The sequence below is a fragment of the Pseudarthrobacter sp. CC4 genome (assembly GCF_048957775.1).
GTDB lineage: Bacteria > Actinomycetota > Actinomycetes > Actinomycetales > Micrococcaceae > Arthrobacter.
In genome coordinates this window covers 311,244-327,616 of record NZ_JARCCZ010000003.1, presented here as the reverse complement: position 1 = coordinate 327,616, position 16,373 = coordinate 311,244, and the positions used below count along the sequence as shown (strand labels likewise).

Here is a 16,373-nt window from a genome sequence, read left to right as displayed (position 1 = left end):
GGGAAGTGCCCTCATTCCGTTGACGGTGCGGCCCGCCGGGATGCAGCGCGCGCTGCCCGGCAGTTCGGTTTCAGCCTAGTACAGGTACCGCCGGGCCTTCCCGGCGGTACCAGCCGGCGGACAACCCCTGCGGCGGCACGCAGCCCCTGTCCGGGAGTGCGCCGGTCAGCGGACTGCCACCCGGATCCTGTTGCGCCACGGATCCTCGAACCGGAGTTCGGCTCCGGTGTGGTGGGCGGCAACACCGGCAACCTTGAGGCGGTCGGCGAGGGCGCCGACGTCGTCCCCCGACGGCACTTCGATGAGGACCTCACCCAGGCCGAGGGTGTCCTTGCGCGGCCCCGCGCCGCGGCTGTTCCATACGTTCATTGCCATGTGGTGGTGGTAGCGGCCCGCCGAGACGAACAGGGCCTGGCCGTGCCAGCCTGCGGTCTTTTCGAAGCCGAGGGTCCCCACGTAGAAGTCGCGGGCGGTCTGGACGTCGCCCACCTGGAGGTGCACATGGCCCACGCCCGCAACGGTTCCCCGCTGGCGTTCCAGGGACTCCTCAGTGAGGTGCTGCTCCAAATAGCGCTGCGGCGGAAGGGCCAGGCTGTCCATCACCACGTCAGTGCCGTTCCAGGACCAACTGCTGCGCGGCCGGTCCCAGTAGAGTTCGATCCCGTTGCCTTCGGGGTCGGTGAAGTAGAAGGCCTCGCTGACAAGGTGGTCTGCGCTGCCGGTGAAGGAACGGGGTTCAAACTGCGCGGCCGTGGCGATGGTCGCGGCCAGGTCTGCCTGGTTCTCGAACAGCAGCGCGGTGTGGAAGAGGCCGGCCTCTCCCCGGCCCGGAAGCGTCAGGCCCGGAGCGGGAGCCAGGTGCACCAGCGGTTTCTGCAGCCGGCCGAGGTAGAGCCCGCCGTCCTGCTCCGCGACGACCTCCAGGCCGAGGGCCCGCTGGTAGTAATCGGTCATGACCTTCATGTCGCCCACCTTGAGCATCACGGTGCCCATGGCGAGGTCGGCAGGAAGGAGGTCCTGGCGGGCGGCTGCGTCGGTCATTTGAAGGCTCCTTGTATTGGAGGCCGTCCCGTCGGCGGCCTGTCACATATTAAAATTACTTGAAGCTTCAATTTATTCCAAGTGGCGGCCTCAAATAACTCAGCGGATGATGCGGCCGCCCAGCACCACGTGTTCCAGCGCCCTGATCGTTTCCGGGGTGGTCCGCGGGTCTTCGCGGCACACCACGACGTCGGCCCGCGCGCCTTCCTCCAGGTTGTCCGCTCCCAGCCACGTGCGGGCTGCCCAGCAGGCGGCATCCAGGGCCGCAGGCATGGGCAGGCCGGCCCCGTGCAGGGCGAGGATCTCATCTGCGATCCTCCCGTGGCGGACCACGCTGCCTGCGTCCGTCCCGGCAAAGATGCGTACGCCGGCGGAATGGGCCTCCGCCACCCGTTCCAGCCTGCGTTCCCACAGGGCGCGCATGTGGGCGGCGTAGCGCGGAAACTTGGCGTCTGCCTGCTCCGCTATGTCAGGAAAGGTAGCGATGTTGATGAGGGTGGGCACGATCGGCACGCCCTGCTCCACGAACCGGGGCAGGTGGCGGGGCAGCAGCCCCGTGGCGTGCTCAATGCAGTCAATGCCGGCGTCCAGCATCTGGTCCAGGGTGTCCTCGGCGAAGCAATGCGCCGTGACCCGGGCACCTTCATCATGGGCAGCCTGGACAGCGTCACGGACGACGGCGGCAGGAAAGGAGGGCGCGAGGTCGCCGGCGCTCCGGTCGATCCAGTCGCCCACCAGTTTGACCCAGCCGTCGCCGTCGCGTGCTTGCTTCCGCACGGCCTCCACGAGCCCGTCGGGTTCGACCTCCGCCGCAAAGCCGCGCAGGTAGCGGCGCGTGCGGGCCACATGCCGTCCTGCCCGGATCAGCACCGGAAAGTCCCGGCCGCCCTGCATCCAGCGGGTATCGGCAGGTGAGCCGGCGTCGCGGACCAGCAGGGTTCCGGCGTTGAGGTCAGCCAGCGCCTGTTCCCGTGCAAGGGCGGGTTCGACCGGGCCGGCGGGGCCCAGTCCGATGTGGCAGTGGGCGTCAGCGAATCCCGGCAGCACCCAGCCGTCGAGCTCCCGCGCCGGAGGGGCAGTTGGCCGGCTGAACGTGAGCTTGCCGTCCACCGACCAGAGTCCATGGCGTACCCGGTCCGGGGCGGTCAGGACGGGTCCGCGAAAGTGAATGATGTCTGCCATCGGGCTTCCTTTCGATGCCCGGTCAGGCTAGCACCCGCAAATGTGACGCCGCCCTTCCGGGGGCGTGTGGTAGCTTACATCTTGACCACACGGGTGCCCCTGCAGGGGCTGAGATCGGGCTGACGCAGCCTGCGACCGTTGAACCTGTCCGGGTAATGCCGGCGAAGGAAGTGAGTATTCCTTGAGTACACAAAATGCACAGCTGAACCCTGCCCAAGACCGTCCGGCGATGGGAGCAGCCGGCAACCAGCCAACGGTGACCCAGTCCCTGAAATCCCATTCACTGGCCTACCTTGAGGATGCCGGCACGGGGATCAGGGTCCCGGTGACGGAGATTGCGCTGGAACCTTCCCCGAACGGGACGCCGAACAGGCCGTTCCGGACCTACCGGACGGCAGGACCTGGCAGCGACCCCGTCGTCGGCCTCCCAGCCTTCCGGACGGACTGGATCGAAGCACGCGGAGACACCGAGGCGTACAGCGGCAGGGAACGGAACCTGCTCGACGACGGCCGCTCGGCTGTCCGCCGCGGCGCCGCCAGCGCCGAGTGGAAGGGAGCGCGCCCCGTGCCCCGCCGCGCCGTCGACGGCAGGACCGTGACGCAGATGCACTATGCGCGGCAGGGCGTGATCACCCCGGAGATGCGCTTTGTGGCGCTGCGCGAGAACTGCGATGTTGAACTGGTCCGCAGCGAGCTGGCCGCGGGCCGCGCCATCATCCCCAGCAACATCAACCACCCCGAGTCCGAGCCGATGATTATCGGCAAGGCCTTCCTGGTGAAAATCAACGCCAACATCGGCAACTCGGCCGTTACCAGTTCCATCGCGGAGGAGGTGGACAAACTGCAGTGGGCAACGCAGTGGGGCGCCGACACCGTCATGGACCTTTCCACCGGCGATGACATCCACACCACCCGCGAATGGATCCTCCGCAACTCCCCCGTCCCCATCGGCACCGTCCCCATCTACCAGGCCCTCGAGAAGGTCAACGGGGAAGCCAATGCCCTTACCTGGGAGATCTTCCGCGACACCGTCATTGAACAGTGCGAGCAGGGTGTGGACTACATGACCATCCACGCCGGCGTCCTGCTGCGTTACGTGCCCCTGACAGCCAACCGGGTGACAGGCATCGTGTCCCGCGGCGGTTCGATCATGGCAGGCTGGTGCCTGGCCCACCACCAGGAGAACTTCCTCTACACGCACTTCGATGAGCTGTGCGAAATCTTCGCGAAGTACGACGTCGCCTTCTCCCTGGGTGACGGGCTGCGGCCAGGGGCGACGGCGGATGCCAACGACGCTGCCCAGTTCGCCGAACTGGACACACTGGCTGAGCTGACGGCGCGCGCCTGGGAATTCGACGTGCAGGTGATGGTGGAAGGTCCGGGGCACATCCCGTTCCACCTGGTCCGCGAGAACGTAGAGCGCCAGCAGGAGCTGTGCAAGGGTGCGCCGTTCTACACACTCGGGCCCCTGGTTACCGACGTTGCACCGGGCTACGACCACATCACCTCGGCCATCGGTGCCACGGAGATCGCACGCTACGGCACTGCCATGCTCTGCTATGTCACCCCGAAGGAACACCTGGGGCTGCCCAACAAGGACGACGTCAAGACCGGGGTGATCACCTACAAGATCGCCGCACACGCGGCAGACCTTGCCAAGGGCCACCCGGGGGCGCACGAGCGCGATGATGCGCTGTCCAAGGCACGCTTCGAATTCCGCTGGCGCGACCAGTTCGCGCTGTCCCTGGACCCGGTCACGGCGGAAGCCTTCCATGATGAGACCCTGCCCGCAGAACCTGCCAAGACCGCGCACTTCTGTTCCATGTGCGGTCCCAAGTTCTGCTCCATGAGGATCAGCCAGGACATCCGGGACGAATTTGGCTCGGCGGAGTCGCAGGCGGCCCTGGCGGCGGCCGCGGGGATGAAGGGGAAAAGCGAGGAATTCCGGGCGGCCGGCGGCAAGGTGTACCTGCCGGAGCCCCGTGTTGCCGCCGGAAGCTAGGGCGTCAGGAGGCGCGTGCCCGGACCCGGCTGGCATCGCCGATGAACGAGCGGATGATGCGGTCCCCCTCTACTGAATCCTGGGGCCGGTGCCCTCCCGCCGCAGTGCGGTGGAGGGCGCCGGTCTCCCGGAGGTAGCCCGCGATCTCTTCGTAGAGCGGCTCCCAGCCGCCCGTGAGGACGAGCGTAGGCACGCCCGGCACGATGTGCAGCGGAGCTTCCCACGACGGCACCTGCAGCCGGAGCCGCCGGGCGGACCGCTTCTCTTCCACGGTGACCGGGTGCTGCAGGTCCGTGGCGTAGACCCGGCGCACGAATTCCCGCTGGAAGTCCTCGTCGCCGAGTTGGTGCCGGACGTCCAGGAGCGGCTTCATCAGCGCAATGTGCGCCGCCGTCGCCGGCAGTTCCGCGGTCAGCGACAGGCAGGCCGGCTCCACCAGCGTCAGCGAGTAGACAAGGTCGGGGCGTTCGACGGCGGCCATCATCGCTGCGACGGCGCCTTGGGCATGTGCCACGACGTGCCCGCCGACGGCGCCCCTGCCGTCGTCGGCCAGTGACCGCAGCAGGATGCCCGCGTCCTCTTCGAAGGATGATTCCACCGGCTCTGCCACGGGATCGTAGCCGTGGCGGCGCAGGAACAGTGCGTCATAGGACAGTGCCAGGCCATGCTGGCGGGGCCAGGCCGCGGCGCCGAAGCTGCCCGCGCCGTGCACGAACACTACCCTCTGCTTGAACATGACCCAACCCTATTCCACAGCCCCGACATCCCAACTAAGTAGCGCCAAGTGTCGTTATGAACCGTCAAAACGACACTTGGCGCTACTTAGTTGGGCCAGGCGTGCTTACTTGCCGAGGAACTTGTCGAAGCCCTTGGGCAGGTTCAGCTGGGACGGATCGAAGTCGCCCGGCTGCTGGCCGAAGGCGGCGCCGGTCGGCAGAGCCTTGGCCGCGTTGGCCCGGCGGGCCTCGGCGTCCTTCCGCTCCTGGGCAGCCTTGGCGGGGTTGCCGGACTTCGCCTTCTTCTTGGGGGCGTTCTTGGCGTTCTTCCGCGCCCCGCCGCCGGCACCCGGCATGCCTGGCATCCCGGGCATGCCCGGCATGCCGCCCTGGGCCATCTTCTTCATCATCTTCTGGGCCTGGGCGAAGCGCTCCAGGAGGCCGTTGACCTCGGAGACGTGGACGCCGGAGCCGCGGGCAATACGGGCGCGGCGGGAGCCGTTGATGATCTTGGGCGCAACACGCTCGTGCGGGGTCATGGACCGGACGATGGCCTCGACGCGGTCGATCTCGCGTTCGTCGAACTGCTCCAGCTGCTGGCGGATGTTCTGCGCACCCGGCATCATCATGAGCATTTTCTTCATCGAGCCCATGTTGCGGATCTGCTGCATCTGGGCCAGGAAGTCCTCAAGGGTGAAGTCTTCCTGGTCGGCGAATTTCTTCGCCATCCGGGCGGCTTCGTCCTTGTCCCAGGATTTCTCCGCCTGCTCAATCAGCGTCAGGACGTCACCCATGTCCAGGATGCGCGATGCCATCCGGTCCGGGTGGAACAGCTCGAAGTCGTCAAGGCCTTCGCCGGTGGAGGCGAACATGACGGGTTTGCCGGTGACGGACGCCACCGAGAGCGCGGCACCGCCGCGGGCGTCGCCGTCGAGCTTGGAGAGCACGATGCCCGTGAAGTTGACTCCCTCATCGAAGGCGAGCGCCGTGTTCACGGCGTCCTGGCCGATCATGGAGTCGATGACGAAGAGGACTTCGTTGGGCACGATGGCGCGGCGGATCTGGCGCGCCTGCTCCATCATGTCGGCGTCGACACCGAGCCGGCCGGCGGTGTCCACGATGACGACGTCGTGCAGCTTCTGGCGGGCTTCCTCCACACCGGCGCGGGCAACGGCCACGGGGTCGCCGGCAGGGTGCTCGAGTTCGGAGGACGTGGCTCCCGGGTGCGGCGCGAACACCGGCACCTTGGCGCGCTGGCCCACCACCTGGAGCTGGGTGACCGCGTTGGGGCGCTGCAGGTCGCATGCCACCAGCATGGGGCTGTGGCCCTGGGCCTTCAGCCACTTGGACAGCTTGCCGGCGAGGGTGGTCTTACCGGCACCCTGGAGGCCGGCCAGCATGATGATGGTGGGGCCGTTCTTGGCGAGGCGGATCCGGCGGGTTTCACCGCCGAGGATCTCCACCAGTTCTTCGTTGACGATCTTGACGATCTGCTGGCTCGGGTTCAGCGCACCGGACACCTCGGAACCCAGGGCGCGTTCCCGTACCCGGCCGGTGAATTCACGGACAACTGGAACGGCAACGTCGGCATCCAGGAGGGCACGGCGGATCTCGCGGACTGTGGCATCGACGTCGGCCTCGGAGAGCCTGCCTTTACCCCGCAGATTCTTAAAGGTTGCTGTCAACCGGTCAGAGAGTGAATTGAACACGCGACGTGCACTTCTTTCTGTGGATGATCAAAGGCTATGAATAATCAAAGGCTGTGGATGATCGGGACTCGACTATCTAGGGTACCAAGTCGGACCCCCAAGGTGGCATGCTGGCAAAATGACGAGCCAAGCATCTGTGAAAACCCTCCTCATCCTCGGCGCTTCCGGGGACCTGACGGGCCGGCTGCTCCTGCCGGGCCTGGCGCGCCTGGTGGCGAAGGGCCACGCCACGGATCTCCGGCTCGTCGGTGCCGGGTCAGATCCCTGGACCCCGGAACAGTGGCGGGAAAGGGTTCACACCTCCTTCGAAGCAGCAGCCGGGCCCGCAGGTCCCGAGGGAAAGGACGCCCTGCAGTCCCTTGAAAAGGAGACGGTCTACCACCAGCTGGATGTCACCGCCGACGGCGCCCTGGCCTCGCTCCTTACCGCGCTGGACGGCCCAACGGCCGTCTATTTCGCCCTCCCGCCCAAGATCAGCCAGCTCGCCTGTGAAGCGCTGCGGCCCGACCAGGTTCCGGCCGGCACGCGGTTGGTGATGGAAAAACCCTTCGGCTCCAGCGAGGAGTCTGCCCGGTCGCTCAACCAGACACTGGTCCGGCTGGTTCCGGAAGACCACATCCACCGGGTGGACCATTTCCTGGGCAAGGCCACCGTGCTGAACATCCTGGGCCTGCGGTTCGCCAACAACTTCCTGGAACCCGTCTGGGACCGCCACCACGTGGAAAAAGTGGAAATCATCTTTGACGAGGACCTCGCGCTGGAGGGACGCGCCCGTTATTACGACGGCGCCGGCGCGCTCCGGGACATGATCCAGAGCCACCTCCTGCAGATCATGGCGCTGATGGCCATCGAACCGCCGGCCACGATCGGCGAACGGGACCTGCGCGACGCCATTTCCACGGTCCTGCGCGCCAGCAGCGTCCCGGAGCCCTACGCCGGTTCCAGCCGCAGGGCGCGCTACACGGCGGGTGAACTGGCGGGGAAGGAGGTCCCGGACTACGCGCGGGAGGACGGTGTGGACGCGGCACGCGGCACCGAGACCCTGGCCGAGATCCAGGTGAACATCGACAACTGGCGCTGGAAGGGCGTCCCCTTCATCCTCCGTTCCGGCAAGGCGCTGGGCGTTAAGCGCAAGGAAGCCGTGGTCACGTTCCGCCCGGTGCCCCACCTTCCCCGGGGCTTTACCGGCGTTGACTCGCCGAACAAGCTAAGGATCGGCTTCGGGCCGGACACCCTGGCGTTCGACGTCGATGTCAATGGTCCCGGCAACATCTTCAGCCTGGGCCGCATCACCCTCGGCGCGGAACTGAGCGCTTCGGACCTCCTCCCCTACGGTGAAGTCCTGGAAGGCGTCCTCGCGGGCGACCCGTTGCTTTCCGTCCGCGGCGACACCGCGGAAGAATGCTGGCGCATTGTTGAGCCTGTGCTCAAGGCCTGGCAGCAGGATTCTGTCCCGTTGGAAGAGTACGACGCCGGATCGGCCGGCCCCGCGGGCTGGCCGGGCACGGTGCCGGGACACTAAGGCCAGCTTCCGCCGCAGCTGCATCCACGCTGGCGGCGGGGTGTCGGACAGCACAGCGGAGCGGGCAGGAAAACCTTCCGGTTTTCCTGCCCGCTCCGTCTTTTAGTTAGTGCTTTGCCGGCCTAGATTGCCGCAACGCCCCGTTCACCGGTGCGGACCCGCACCGCCTCCGAGACATCCACGGTCCAGACCTTGCCGTCGCCGGCCCGGCCGGTGTTTGAGCTGGCGATGATGACATCCAGGATGTCGTCTGCCTGCTCGTCGGTGGCGAGGACCTCCACCCGGATCTTGGGCAGCAGGTCCACGTTGTACTCCGCGCCGCGGTAGACCTCGGTGTAGCCGCGCTGCCGGCCGTAGCCGCTCGCCGCGCTGACCGTCAGGCCCTGTACGCCGTAGGCCTCCAGCCCCTCACGGATGGCCTCGAGCTTTTCCGGCCGGACGATCGCAGTAATCAGTTTCATGCCCCCACGCTTTCCTTACCTGTTGCTGATTCGGTCTTCGCGGCTCCTGATTTCTGTGCCGCGTCCGACTGGGTCTTGCCGGTGATCATGTCGTGCAGGGGCTGGAAGCTTCCGCCGTGTCCCCCGACGCCGAACTCGTAGGCGGTCTCGGCGTGCAGGCTGAGGTCCACGCCCACCGTTTCCTGTTCCTGCGAGACACGGAAGCCCATGGTCTTGTGGATGGCCAGGGCGATGATCGCCGTCAGGATGGCGGAGTAGGCGATGGCGATGCCGGCCGCTGCGAGCTGCGCCCACATCTGGGTCATGCCGCCGCCGTAGAACAGGCCGCCGCCCACGCCGTCGGTGGGCAGTGCAATGAAGCCCAGGGCCACGGTGCCGATGATGCCGGAGACAAGGTGGACACCGACAACGTCCAGCGAGTCATCGAAGCCCCAGCGGAACTTCAGTCCCACCGCGAGGGCGGAAGCCACGCCGGCCACGATGCCGAGGCCGAGGGCACCGACGGGGCTCACGTTGGCGCAGGCCGGGGTGATGGCGACGAGGCCGGCAACAACACCGGAGGCGGCACCCAGGGAGGTGGGGTGGCCGTCGCGGATGCGCTCGGTGACCAGCCAGCCGAGCATCGCGGCAGCCGGGGCGGCAAGGGTGTTCACCCAGATGAGCCCGCCCTGCTCAGCGGTGGTGGCGGCACCGCCGTTGAAGCCGAACCAGCCGAACCAGAGGATGGCCGCGCCGAGCATAACGAACGGGATGTTGTGCGGGCGGTGGTTCGGATCCTTGCCGAACCCCTTGCGGTTGCCGATGATGAGGACCAGGACCAGGGCTGCAACACCCGCATTGATGTGGACCACGGTGCCGCCGGCGAAGTCGATGGCCGGGCCGAGGGCCTGGCCCACTGCACCTTCAGGACCGAACAGTCCGCCGCCCCACACCATGAAGGCCAGCGGGCAGTAGACAAGCGTGACCCAGACGGGCACGAAGACAGACCAGGCGCCGAACTTGGCGCGGTCAGCGATGGCGCCGCTGATGAGTGCGACGGTGATGATGGCGAAGGTGGCGGCGTAGCCGACCTTGATCAGTCCGTCCGGGGTGTCGATGCCCTCAAGGCCGAACGTGGCAAACGGGTTGCCCACAATCTGGAAGAAGCCCTCGCCGGAGCTCATGGAGGCGCCCCAGAGGACCCAGACAACGCCAACCATGCCGATGGAGATGAAGCTCATCATCATCATGTTCAGCGCGGCCTTGGCCCGGGTCATGCCGCCATAGAAAAATGCCAGACCCGGTGTCATGAACAGCACAAGCGCCGCCGACACCATGATCCATACGTGACCTGCGGTAAGTTCCATGGTGCACGCCTCTCTTATCGATTTGGTCGAATTTGCGGAGATGATCCGCCTGCCAACGCCTTTTGCGTCCTGTAACGAGTGTGTCGGCGCTGTGTTTCGGCCGCGGAGGTTTTTTATTGCGGGGCTGTTACAACAACCTCTAGGAAGTAAATGGTGCATATCTGGCTTGTTACGGTTATGTTTCACCTCTCCCGCCGACGCCCCTCGGACAAGTACGCAAGGACCCCTCGACCATGACGGCAGAACCCCGCGTGAGCCGCGCCACAGCGCGGATTTTTTCCCTGCTGCGTCCCGGCAGGCAAAAGCTGCCGCGCGACATCAAGGTGATGCTGGCCGCGGCCTTCCTTATTGCCCTTGGATTCGGTCTTGTTGCGCCCGTGTTGCCACAGTTCGCCACAACCTTCGGCGTGGGAAATACCGAAGCTTCGGTGATCGTGGCGATCTTCGCGTTCATGCGGCTGGTCTTCGCGCCCGCCGGCGGTGCCCTCATCGGCCGGATCGGCGAACGGCCCGTCTACGTCATGGGCCTGCTGATCGTCGCCGCCTCCACCGCTGCCTGCGCGTTCGCCCAGGACTATTGGCAGCTCCTGCTCTTCCGCGGGCTTGGCGGAGCCGGATCGGTAATGTTCACGGTCGCTTCGATGGCGCTGGTGGTGCGGCTTGCGCCGCCGGAGAGCAGGGGCCGCGTTTCCGGCGCCTACGCGTCCGCCTTCCTCATCGGAAATGTGTGCGGCCCGATCGTCGGCGGCCTGCTGGCCGGCTTCGGCCTGCGCGTTCCCTTCCTGGCGTACGCGGCCGCCCTGGTGATGGCCGCCGTCGTGGTCCAGACACAGCTCAGCCACCAGCGCCGGGGCGGCGGGGACGGGCAGGACCGCGCACCGGACATGCCCCTGGGAGAAGCGCTTGCCATGGGCACCTACCGGACCGCCGTGCTGTCCAGCTTCGTGAACGGCTGGGCGACTTTTGGGGTCCGGATGGCCACTGTTCCGCTCTTCGCGGTGGCGGCCCTCGGAGCCGGACCCGAGGCGGCCGGGTTTGCACTGGCAGTTTTTGCTGCCGGGAACGCCGCAGCCCTTACCTTCTCGGGCCGGCTGGCTGACACCCTGGGCCGCAAACCCATGATGATTGCCGGACTGATTGTTGCCGGGGCCGCCACCGCTGCCATCGGTTTTACGTCCGGGCTGGGCTGGTTCCTTGCGGCATCGGCCCTGGCCGGGGCCGGTTCCGGCCTCTTCGGCCCGGCCCAGCAGGCCGCCGTCGCGGACGTGATCGGCAACGGCCGGTCCGGGGGCAAGGTCCTGGCCGTATATCAGATGACGTCCGACGTCGGCGCGATTGTTGGGCCCGTCCTGGCAGGTGTGCTGGCCGACCGGCTGGGCTACGGCTGGGCTTTCGGGGTGACCGGCGGCATCATGCTCGTGGCCGCGGTGGCCTGGGCCGCCACCCGGGAAACCCTGCGGACAGCCCGGCCCTGAGTCCTCCGGGCCAGTTCAGCAGCGGGCTAGTTCAGCAGCGCGTCCACAAAGGCCTCTGCGTCGAAGGGGGCGAGGTCGTCCGCCCCCTCACCCAGGCCGATCAGCTTGACCGGGACTCCGAGGGTCTTTTGGATGGCGACGACGATGCCGCCCTTGGCGGTTCCGTCCAGCTTGGTCAGGACAATGCCCGTGATGTTCACGACCTCCGAGAAGACGCGGGCCTGGTTCAGGCCGTTCTGGCCGGTAGTAGCATCCAGCACCAGGAGGACCTCGTCCACCTCGGCCAGTTTCTCAATGACGCGCTTGACCTTGCCCAGTTCGTCCATGAGGCCCACTTTGTTCTGCAGCCTGCCGGCAGTGTCGATCATGACCACGTCCACTTCCTGGTCAATGCCGGCCTTGACTGCCTCGTAGGCAACGGAGGCAGGATCGGCGCCGTCGATGTCCGACTTCACAGTGGGAACGCCAACCCGCTGGCCCCACGTGGCCAGCTGTTCGGCGGCCGCGGCGCGGAAGGTGTCCGCAGCGCCGAGGAGGACATCCTTGTCCTCCGCAACCAGGACGCGGGCGAGCTTGCCCACGGTGGTGGTCTTTCCCACGCCGTTGACGCCCACCACCATCATGACGGCCGGCTTGTCCGCGTGGCGCTGGACGTTGAGGGAGCGGTCCATGGTGGGGTCCACGAGCTTGATGAGTTCTTCGCGGAGCAGCTCTTTGACCTGCTCGGGGGTCCGGGTGCCCAGGACCTTGACCCGTTCACGGAGGGCGTCCACGAGCTGCATGGTGGGTTCGGTGCCCAGGTCCGCCAGGAGGAGGGTCTCCTCCACCTCGTCCCACACGTTCTCGTCGATCTTGTCGCTTGAGAGCAGCGCCAGGAGTCCCTTGCCCATGATGTTGTTGGACCGGACCAGGCGCTCGCGCAGGCGGACCAGCCGGCCCGCCACGGGAAGCGGAGTCTCAACCGGAATGACCTCCAGCCCCGCGGCGTTATCCGGGACCTCAGCGGTTTCCAGCCCCTCCAGGTCCACCGGGCCCGGGGCCGTACGGTCCGCAACCGCGCCGGGCCTGTCCTCAACGGCAGTGCTCCCGCCCTGCGGCAGTACGGGGTCGTTGGCATCGCGTGTGCCAGGGTACCGGGTGATGTTCTTCCGGGTCTTCATCAGGACCGGAATCAGCCCGCCGATAACCACCAGGGCAGCAAGAATGGACAGGATTATGGGAAGGATGTCATTCACTCCCCTAGCTTCTCATACGCGCGGGGGCGCCCTTCCGGGGCAGGCGTGCAGTTGACCTGCCGCTACACCCGGCCGGTCATACGTCGGCCCCGAGCCGCTGGCTGATCACCGTGGAGACGCCGTCGCCGCGCATGGTGACGCCGTACAGCGCGTCCGCCACTTCCATGGTCCGCTTCTGGTGGGTGATGACAATGAGCTGGCTGGATTCCCGGAGTTCCTCGAAGATGGTGATGAGCCGGCCCAGGTTGGTGTCGTCCAGGGCAGCTTCCACCTCGTCCATGACGTAGAAGGGCGAGGGCCGTGCCTTGAAGATCGCCACCAGCAGCGCCACCGCGGTCAGCGAGCGTTCCCCGCCCGACAGGAGCGAGAGCCGCTTGATCTTCTTTCCGGCGGGACGGGCTTCCACCTCGATACCGGTGGTGAGCATGTCGGCAGGGTCGGTGAGCACCAGCCGCCCCTCCCCGCCCGGGAAGAGCCGGGCGAAGACCCTGACGAACTGGGCCTGGGTGTCTTCGAAGGCCTCGGTGAAGACGCGCTGGACGCGGTCATCCACCTCCTTGATGATGTCCAGCAGGTCCTTCCGGCTGGCCTTCAGGTCCTCGAGTTGGGTGCTGAGGAACTGATGGCGCTCCTCGAGTGCGGCGAATTCCTCCAGTGCCAGGGGGTTCACCCGGCCCAGGCTGGCGAGGTCGCGTTCAGCCTTCCGCAGGCGCTTCTCCTGCTCTTCTCGGACGTAAGGCTTTCCCTCGACGATTTCCGCGCCGGCGCCGTCCACCGGAGCACGAAGGGCAGCCCATTTGTCGCCGCTTTCTTCGGCCGGAACGGGAACGGGAACGTCCGGTCCGTACTCGGCTGCCAGGGCGTCCGGGGTAATGCCCAGTTCGTCGATGGAGCGGGTTTCCAGTGCGTCGATTTGCGCCCTTTGCCGGGCCCGGGCGAGTTCGTCGCGGTGGACGTTGTCCGTGAGGTCGGCCAGTTCCCTCGCCAGGAGTTCATTGGCGGTCCGGATTTCCCCAAGTGCCTGGTCCCGCTGCTCACGGTTGTCTTCGGCAAGGTCACGTTCATGCCGTGCCAGATCCACGGACACGTCAACGTGGCGGAGCGCCACGTCTACGGCGGCGGACACGGCGGCTGCGCGCCGCGCCTGGATGCGGCGGACACGGGCGCGCTCGGCGGCTTCCTCCCGGGCCCGGCGCTCAGTGGCGGCCGCCCGCTCCAGTGAGGCCACCCGGTTCCTGGTGGCTGAGAGCTGCTCTTCGGCGCTGCGAAGCGCCAGCCGTGCCTCAACCTCTGCAGCGCGCGCGTGGGCCGCCGCCTGGGCCAGGGCGTCGCGGTGTTCAGTTGACGGCTCCTGCTCCGCGGGCGCTTCCTGTGCCGCCGCCAGGCGTGCGGCCACAGCTGCGAGCGCTTCCTCCTCTGCCGCCACGTTCTCCTCCGCCCTGGCCAGCGATGACGCCAGGCGGTCGCTTTCGCCGACGGCGCTTCGGAGCACGGAGTTCAGGTGGCCGAGGCGCTCAGCCACGGCGGCCAGCTTCGCGTCGGATTCGTGCAGCCTTTCCAGGGCGGCGTCGGCCCGATCCTGCGTTTCCGCGCGCTTTGCCTCGGTGGCCGCGAGGGCGAACCTGTTCCGCTCCAAGGCTGCCGTGACCGCCGCAAGCCGGCTCTCGGCGTCGTCCACCGCCGCCTGCACCTCGAGGAGCGACGGTGCCTTGGCCGAGCCGCCGGTGACCGACACTGCGGTGAAAACGTCTCCGCCGGTGGTGACGGCCGTCAGCCCGGGGTGTTCCGCCACCAGGGCGGCCGCTGCCTGGATGTCCGGGACAACGGCAGTGCCAGCCAACAGGTCCGCAACCAGGCTGGCGGAGGAGGCGTCGCAGCTGGTGAGGTCCGCGGCCCAGCGCGCGCCCGGGGGGAGGGACATGTCGGTGCCGGTTGTGGGTCCAGCTGCAGCCCCTGCCGATCCGAGGAGCAGTGACGCCCGCCCGGCGTCGTCGTCCTTGAGGAGCTGGAGCACCGCCGTTGCCGTCTCCGCGTCCCGCACCACGATTGCTTCGGAGGCCTCCCCCAATGCCGCGGCTATCGCAGTCTCGAAGCCGGCTTCCACCGTGAGCCCGGCAGCCAGGGTTCCGAGGATTCCATCGAGGCCCGCGTGCAGCGCGTGCCTCGCCCCGTCTTTCCGTTCCAGGCCCAGCTTCAACGCGTCACGGCGCGCCGCCAGGGCGTCGCGCTTCCGGACCCCCTCACTGACGGCTGACTTCAGGCCGGCGATTTCCTGGACCACGGTGTCGAGGGCCTCATTGGCGGCCTCGTAGTCGGCGTCAAGGGATTCCTCTCCCTCCTCCACACCGGCCACCTGGTTTTCCAGTGCCGTGAATTCGGCCTGGGCACGTGCCCGGCGTTCGGTCCCCGCCGCAAGGGATTCACGGAGCCTGCCCAGTTCCGCCTGGGCGGACTCAACACGGGACCTCGCCGCCGCAACCTGGCCTGCCAGCCGGGCCAGGCCTTCGCGCCTGTCAGCTGCGGCCCGCAGCTCCGCCGTGAGCCGTTTGTCCTCTTCGAGCGCGGCACGCTCGGCCTCTGCCTTTGCGGCGCTTGCTGTGTCCAGGGCGCTGCGCCGGTCAAGGATGCTGCGCTCGAGCTCAACCAGCTCCTCGCGGACCCTGGCCGCCTGGCGTTCCAGTTGTTCCGGGTCCCGGCCCGGCGGCGGTGCCTCCACGGAACCGAGGAGGCGGCTGCGTTCCTGTGCCAGGGAGCCCAGTGAACGCAGCCGCTCCCTGGCAGCGGACAGACGGTACCAGGCGTCCCGTGCGGCATTCAGCCGGGGGGTTGCTTCAGCTGCGAGTTGCTCCAGCTCGGCTTGTTGGCGGCGGCCGGCCTCAAGCTCCCGGCCGGCGAGGGCCCGCCGTTCTTTCAAGGCGGCTTCGTCCGCCACGTCCTGTTCCAGTGCCAGCTGGAGCTGGACCAGATCGTCGGCCAGCAAACGGGCGCGGGCATCGCGGACATCGAACTGGACCCGCTGGGCCCGGCGCGCCACTTCCGCCTGTTTCCCCAGCGGCGTGAGCTGGCGCCGGATTTCTCCCGTGAGGTCCGTGAGGCGCTGGAGGTTGGCCTGCATGGCCTCCAGTTTGCGCACGGTCCGTTCTTTGCGCCGGCGGTGCTTCAGGATTCCGGCCGCTTCCTCGATGAAGCCCCGCCGGTCCTCCGGCGTGGCATGGAGGACGCGGTCCAGCTGGCCTTGGCCGACGATGACGTGCATCTCGCGGCCCAGCCCGGAATCGGACAGCAGTTCCTGGATGTCCAGCAGGCGGCAGCCTGCGCCGTTGATGGCGTATTCCGATCCGCCCGTACGGAAAAGCGTCCGCGAAATGGTCACTTCGGTGTACTCGATGGGCAGGGCGCCGTCAGTGTTGTCTATGGTCAGGGAGACGTGGGCCCGGCCAAGGGGCGGCCGGCCTGACGTCCCGGCGAAAATGACGTCCTCCATCTTTCCGCCGCGGAGCGTTTTGGCCCCCTGTTCGCCCATGACCCAGGCCAGGGCGTCCACCACATTGGACTTCCCGGATCCGTTGGGGCCAACCACCGCGGTGACCCCTGGCTCGAAATTGAAGGTGGTGGCGGACGCGAATGACTTGAACCCCCGGACGGTCAGGCTTTTGAGGTGCAAGGCTCTTCGGATCTCCTGAG

Annotated in this window: 11 protein-coding genes and 1 riboswitch; of the genes, 3 read left to right on the top strand and 8 right to left on the bottom strand. The window is 67.3% G+C overall.

Annotated elements, in window-relative coordinates; genetic code table 11:
* Window positions 1-165: 165 nt before the first annotated feature.
* Window positions 166-1,041, bottom strand: a complete 876-nt coding sequence (locus tag PV768_RS04265; RefSeq protein WP_157241911.1) for a VOC family protein — start codon at window positions 1,039-1,041, stop codon at window positions 166-168.
* Window positions 1,042-1,140: 99 nt separating this feature from the next.
* Window positions 1,141-2,223: an amidohydrolase family protein gene (locus tag PV768_RS04260; protein ID WP_421092348.1), complete on the bottom strand. Its 1,083-nt coding sequence runs from the start codon at window positions 2,221-2,223 to the stop codon at window positions 1,141-1,143.
* 79 nt (window positions 2,224-2,302) lie between these two features.
* Window positions 2,303-2,410: riboswitch (TPP riboswitch) on the top strand.
* Between PV768_RS04260 and thiC the strand changes: the two genes are divergently transcribed.
* Entirely contained in the window at window positions 2,405-4,225 is a 1,821-nt protein-coding gene (gene thiC / locus PV768_RS04255; protein WP_421092347.1) for a phosphomethylpyrimidine synthase ThiC, read from the top strand. Its footprint overlaps the riboswitch before it by 6 nt.
* A gap of 4 nt (window positions 4,226-4,229) precedes the next feature.
* Here the strand turns inward: thiC and PV768_RS04250 are convergent, their stop codons facing one another.
* Complete coding sequence (locus tag PV768_RS04250) at window positions 4,230-4,961, bottom strand: alpha/beta fold hydrolase (protein WP_157241908.1); 732 nt, start codon at window positions 4,959-4,961, stop codon at window positions 4,230-4,232.
* Window positions 4,962-5,066: 105 nt separating this feature from the next.
* The gene (gene ffh / locus PV768_RS04245) at window positions 5,067-6,650 is read right to left on the bottom strand and encodes a signal recognition particle protein (protein WP_321213795.1); all 1,584 of its coding nucleotides are present in this window, start codon (window positions 6,648-6,650) and stop codon (window positions 5,067-5,069) included.
* Window positions 6,651-6,768: 118 nt separating this feature from the next.
* Between ffh and PV768_RS04240 the strand changes: the two genes are divergently transcribed.
* Complete coding sequence (locus PV768_RS04240) at window positions 6,769-8,172, top strand: glucose-6-phosphate dehydrogenase (protein WP_421092346.1); 1,404 nt, start codon at window positions 6,769-6,771, stop codon at window positions 8,170-8,172.
* A 122-nt stretch (window positions 8,173-8,294) separates the two neighbouring features.
* Here the strand turns inward: PV768_RS04240 and PV768_RS04235 are convergent, their stop codons facing one another.
* Together PV768_RS04235 and PV768_RS04230 are read right to left on the bottom strand one after the other, a co-directional pair.
* Window positions 8,295-8,633: a P-II family nitrogen regulator gene (locus PV768_RS04235; protein WP_013601408.1), complete on the bottom strand. Its 339-nt coding sequence runs from the start codon at window positions 8,631-8,633 to the stop codon at window positions 8,295-8,297.
* On the bottom strand, window positions 8,630-9,979 hold the full coding sequence (locus PV768_RS04230; protein ID WP_421092345.1) for an ammonium transporter: 1,350 nt from the start codon (window positions 9,977-9,979) through the stop codon (window positions 8,630-8,632). The genes PV768_RS04235 and PV768_RS04230 overlap by 4 nt, the downstream gene beginning before the upstream one ends.
* A gap of 233 nt (window positions 9,980-10,212) precedes the next feature.
* Here PV768_RS04230 and PV768_RS04225 point away from each other — a divergent pair, with 233 nt between their 5' ends.
* A complete protein-coding gene (locus tag PV768_RS04225) occupies window positions 10,213-11,454 on the top strand; it encodes an MFS transporter (protein ID WP_157241904.1) in 1,242 nt (413 codons plus the stop codon).
* A gap of 26 nt (window positions 11,455-11,480) precedes the next feature.
* On the opposite strand, the gene ftsY is transcribed toward PV768_RS04225, so the two are convergent.
* On the bottom strand, window positions 11,481-12,689 hold the full coding sequence (gene ftsY / locus PV768_RS04220; RefSeq protein WP_321213799.1) for a signal recognition particle-docking protein FtsY: 1,209 nt from the start codon (window positions 12,687-12,689) through the stop codon (window positions 11,481-11,483).
* Window positions 12,690-12,765: 76 nt separating this feature from the next.
* Complete coding sequence (gene smc / locus PV768_RS04215) at window positions 12,766-16,353, bottom strand: chromosome segregation protein SMC (protein ID WP_421092344.1); 3,588 nt, start codon at window positions 16,351-16,353, stop codon at window positions 12,766-12,768.
* Between the last annotated feature and the right edge of the window lie 20 nt (window positions 16,354-16,373).

Coding starts and splice junctions, on each gene's coding strand:
- PV768_RS04265 (WP_157241911.1), bottom strand. CDS start 1,041: ATGACCGACGCAGCCGCCCGCCAGGACCTCCTTCCTGCCGACCTCGCC.
- PV768_RS04260 (WP_421092348.1), bottom strand. CDS start 2,223: ATGGCAGACATCATTCACTTTCGCGGACCCGTCCTGACCGCCCCGGAC.
- PV768_RS04250 (WP_157241908.1), bottom strand. CDS start 4,961: ATGTTCAAGCAGAGGGTAGTGTTCGTGCACGGCGCGGGCAGCTTCGGC.
- PV768_RS04240 (WP_421092346.1), top strand. CDS start 6,769: ATGACGAGCCAAGCATCTGTGAAAACCCTCCTCATCCTCGGCGCTTCC.
- PV768_RS04235 (WP_013601408.1), bottom strand. CDS start 8,633: ATGAAACTGATTACTGCGATCGTCCGGCCGGAAAAGCTCGAGGCCATC.
- PV768_RS04230 (WP_421092345.1), bottom strand. CDS start 9,979: ATGGAACTTACCGCAGGTCACGTATGGATCATGGTGTCGGCGGCGCTT.
- PV768_RS04225 (WP_157241904.1), top strand. CDS start 10,213: ATGACGGCAGAACCCCGCGTGAGCCGCGCCACAGCGCGGATTTTTTCC.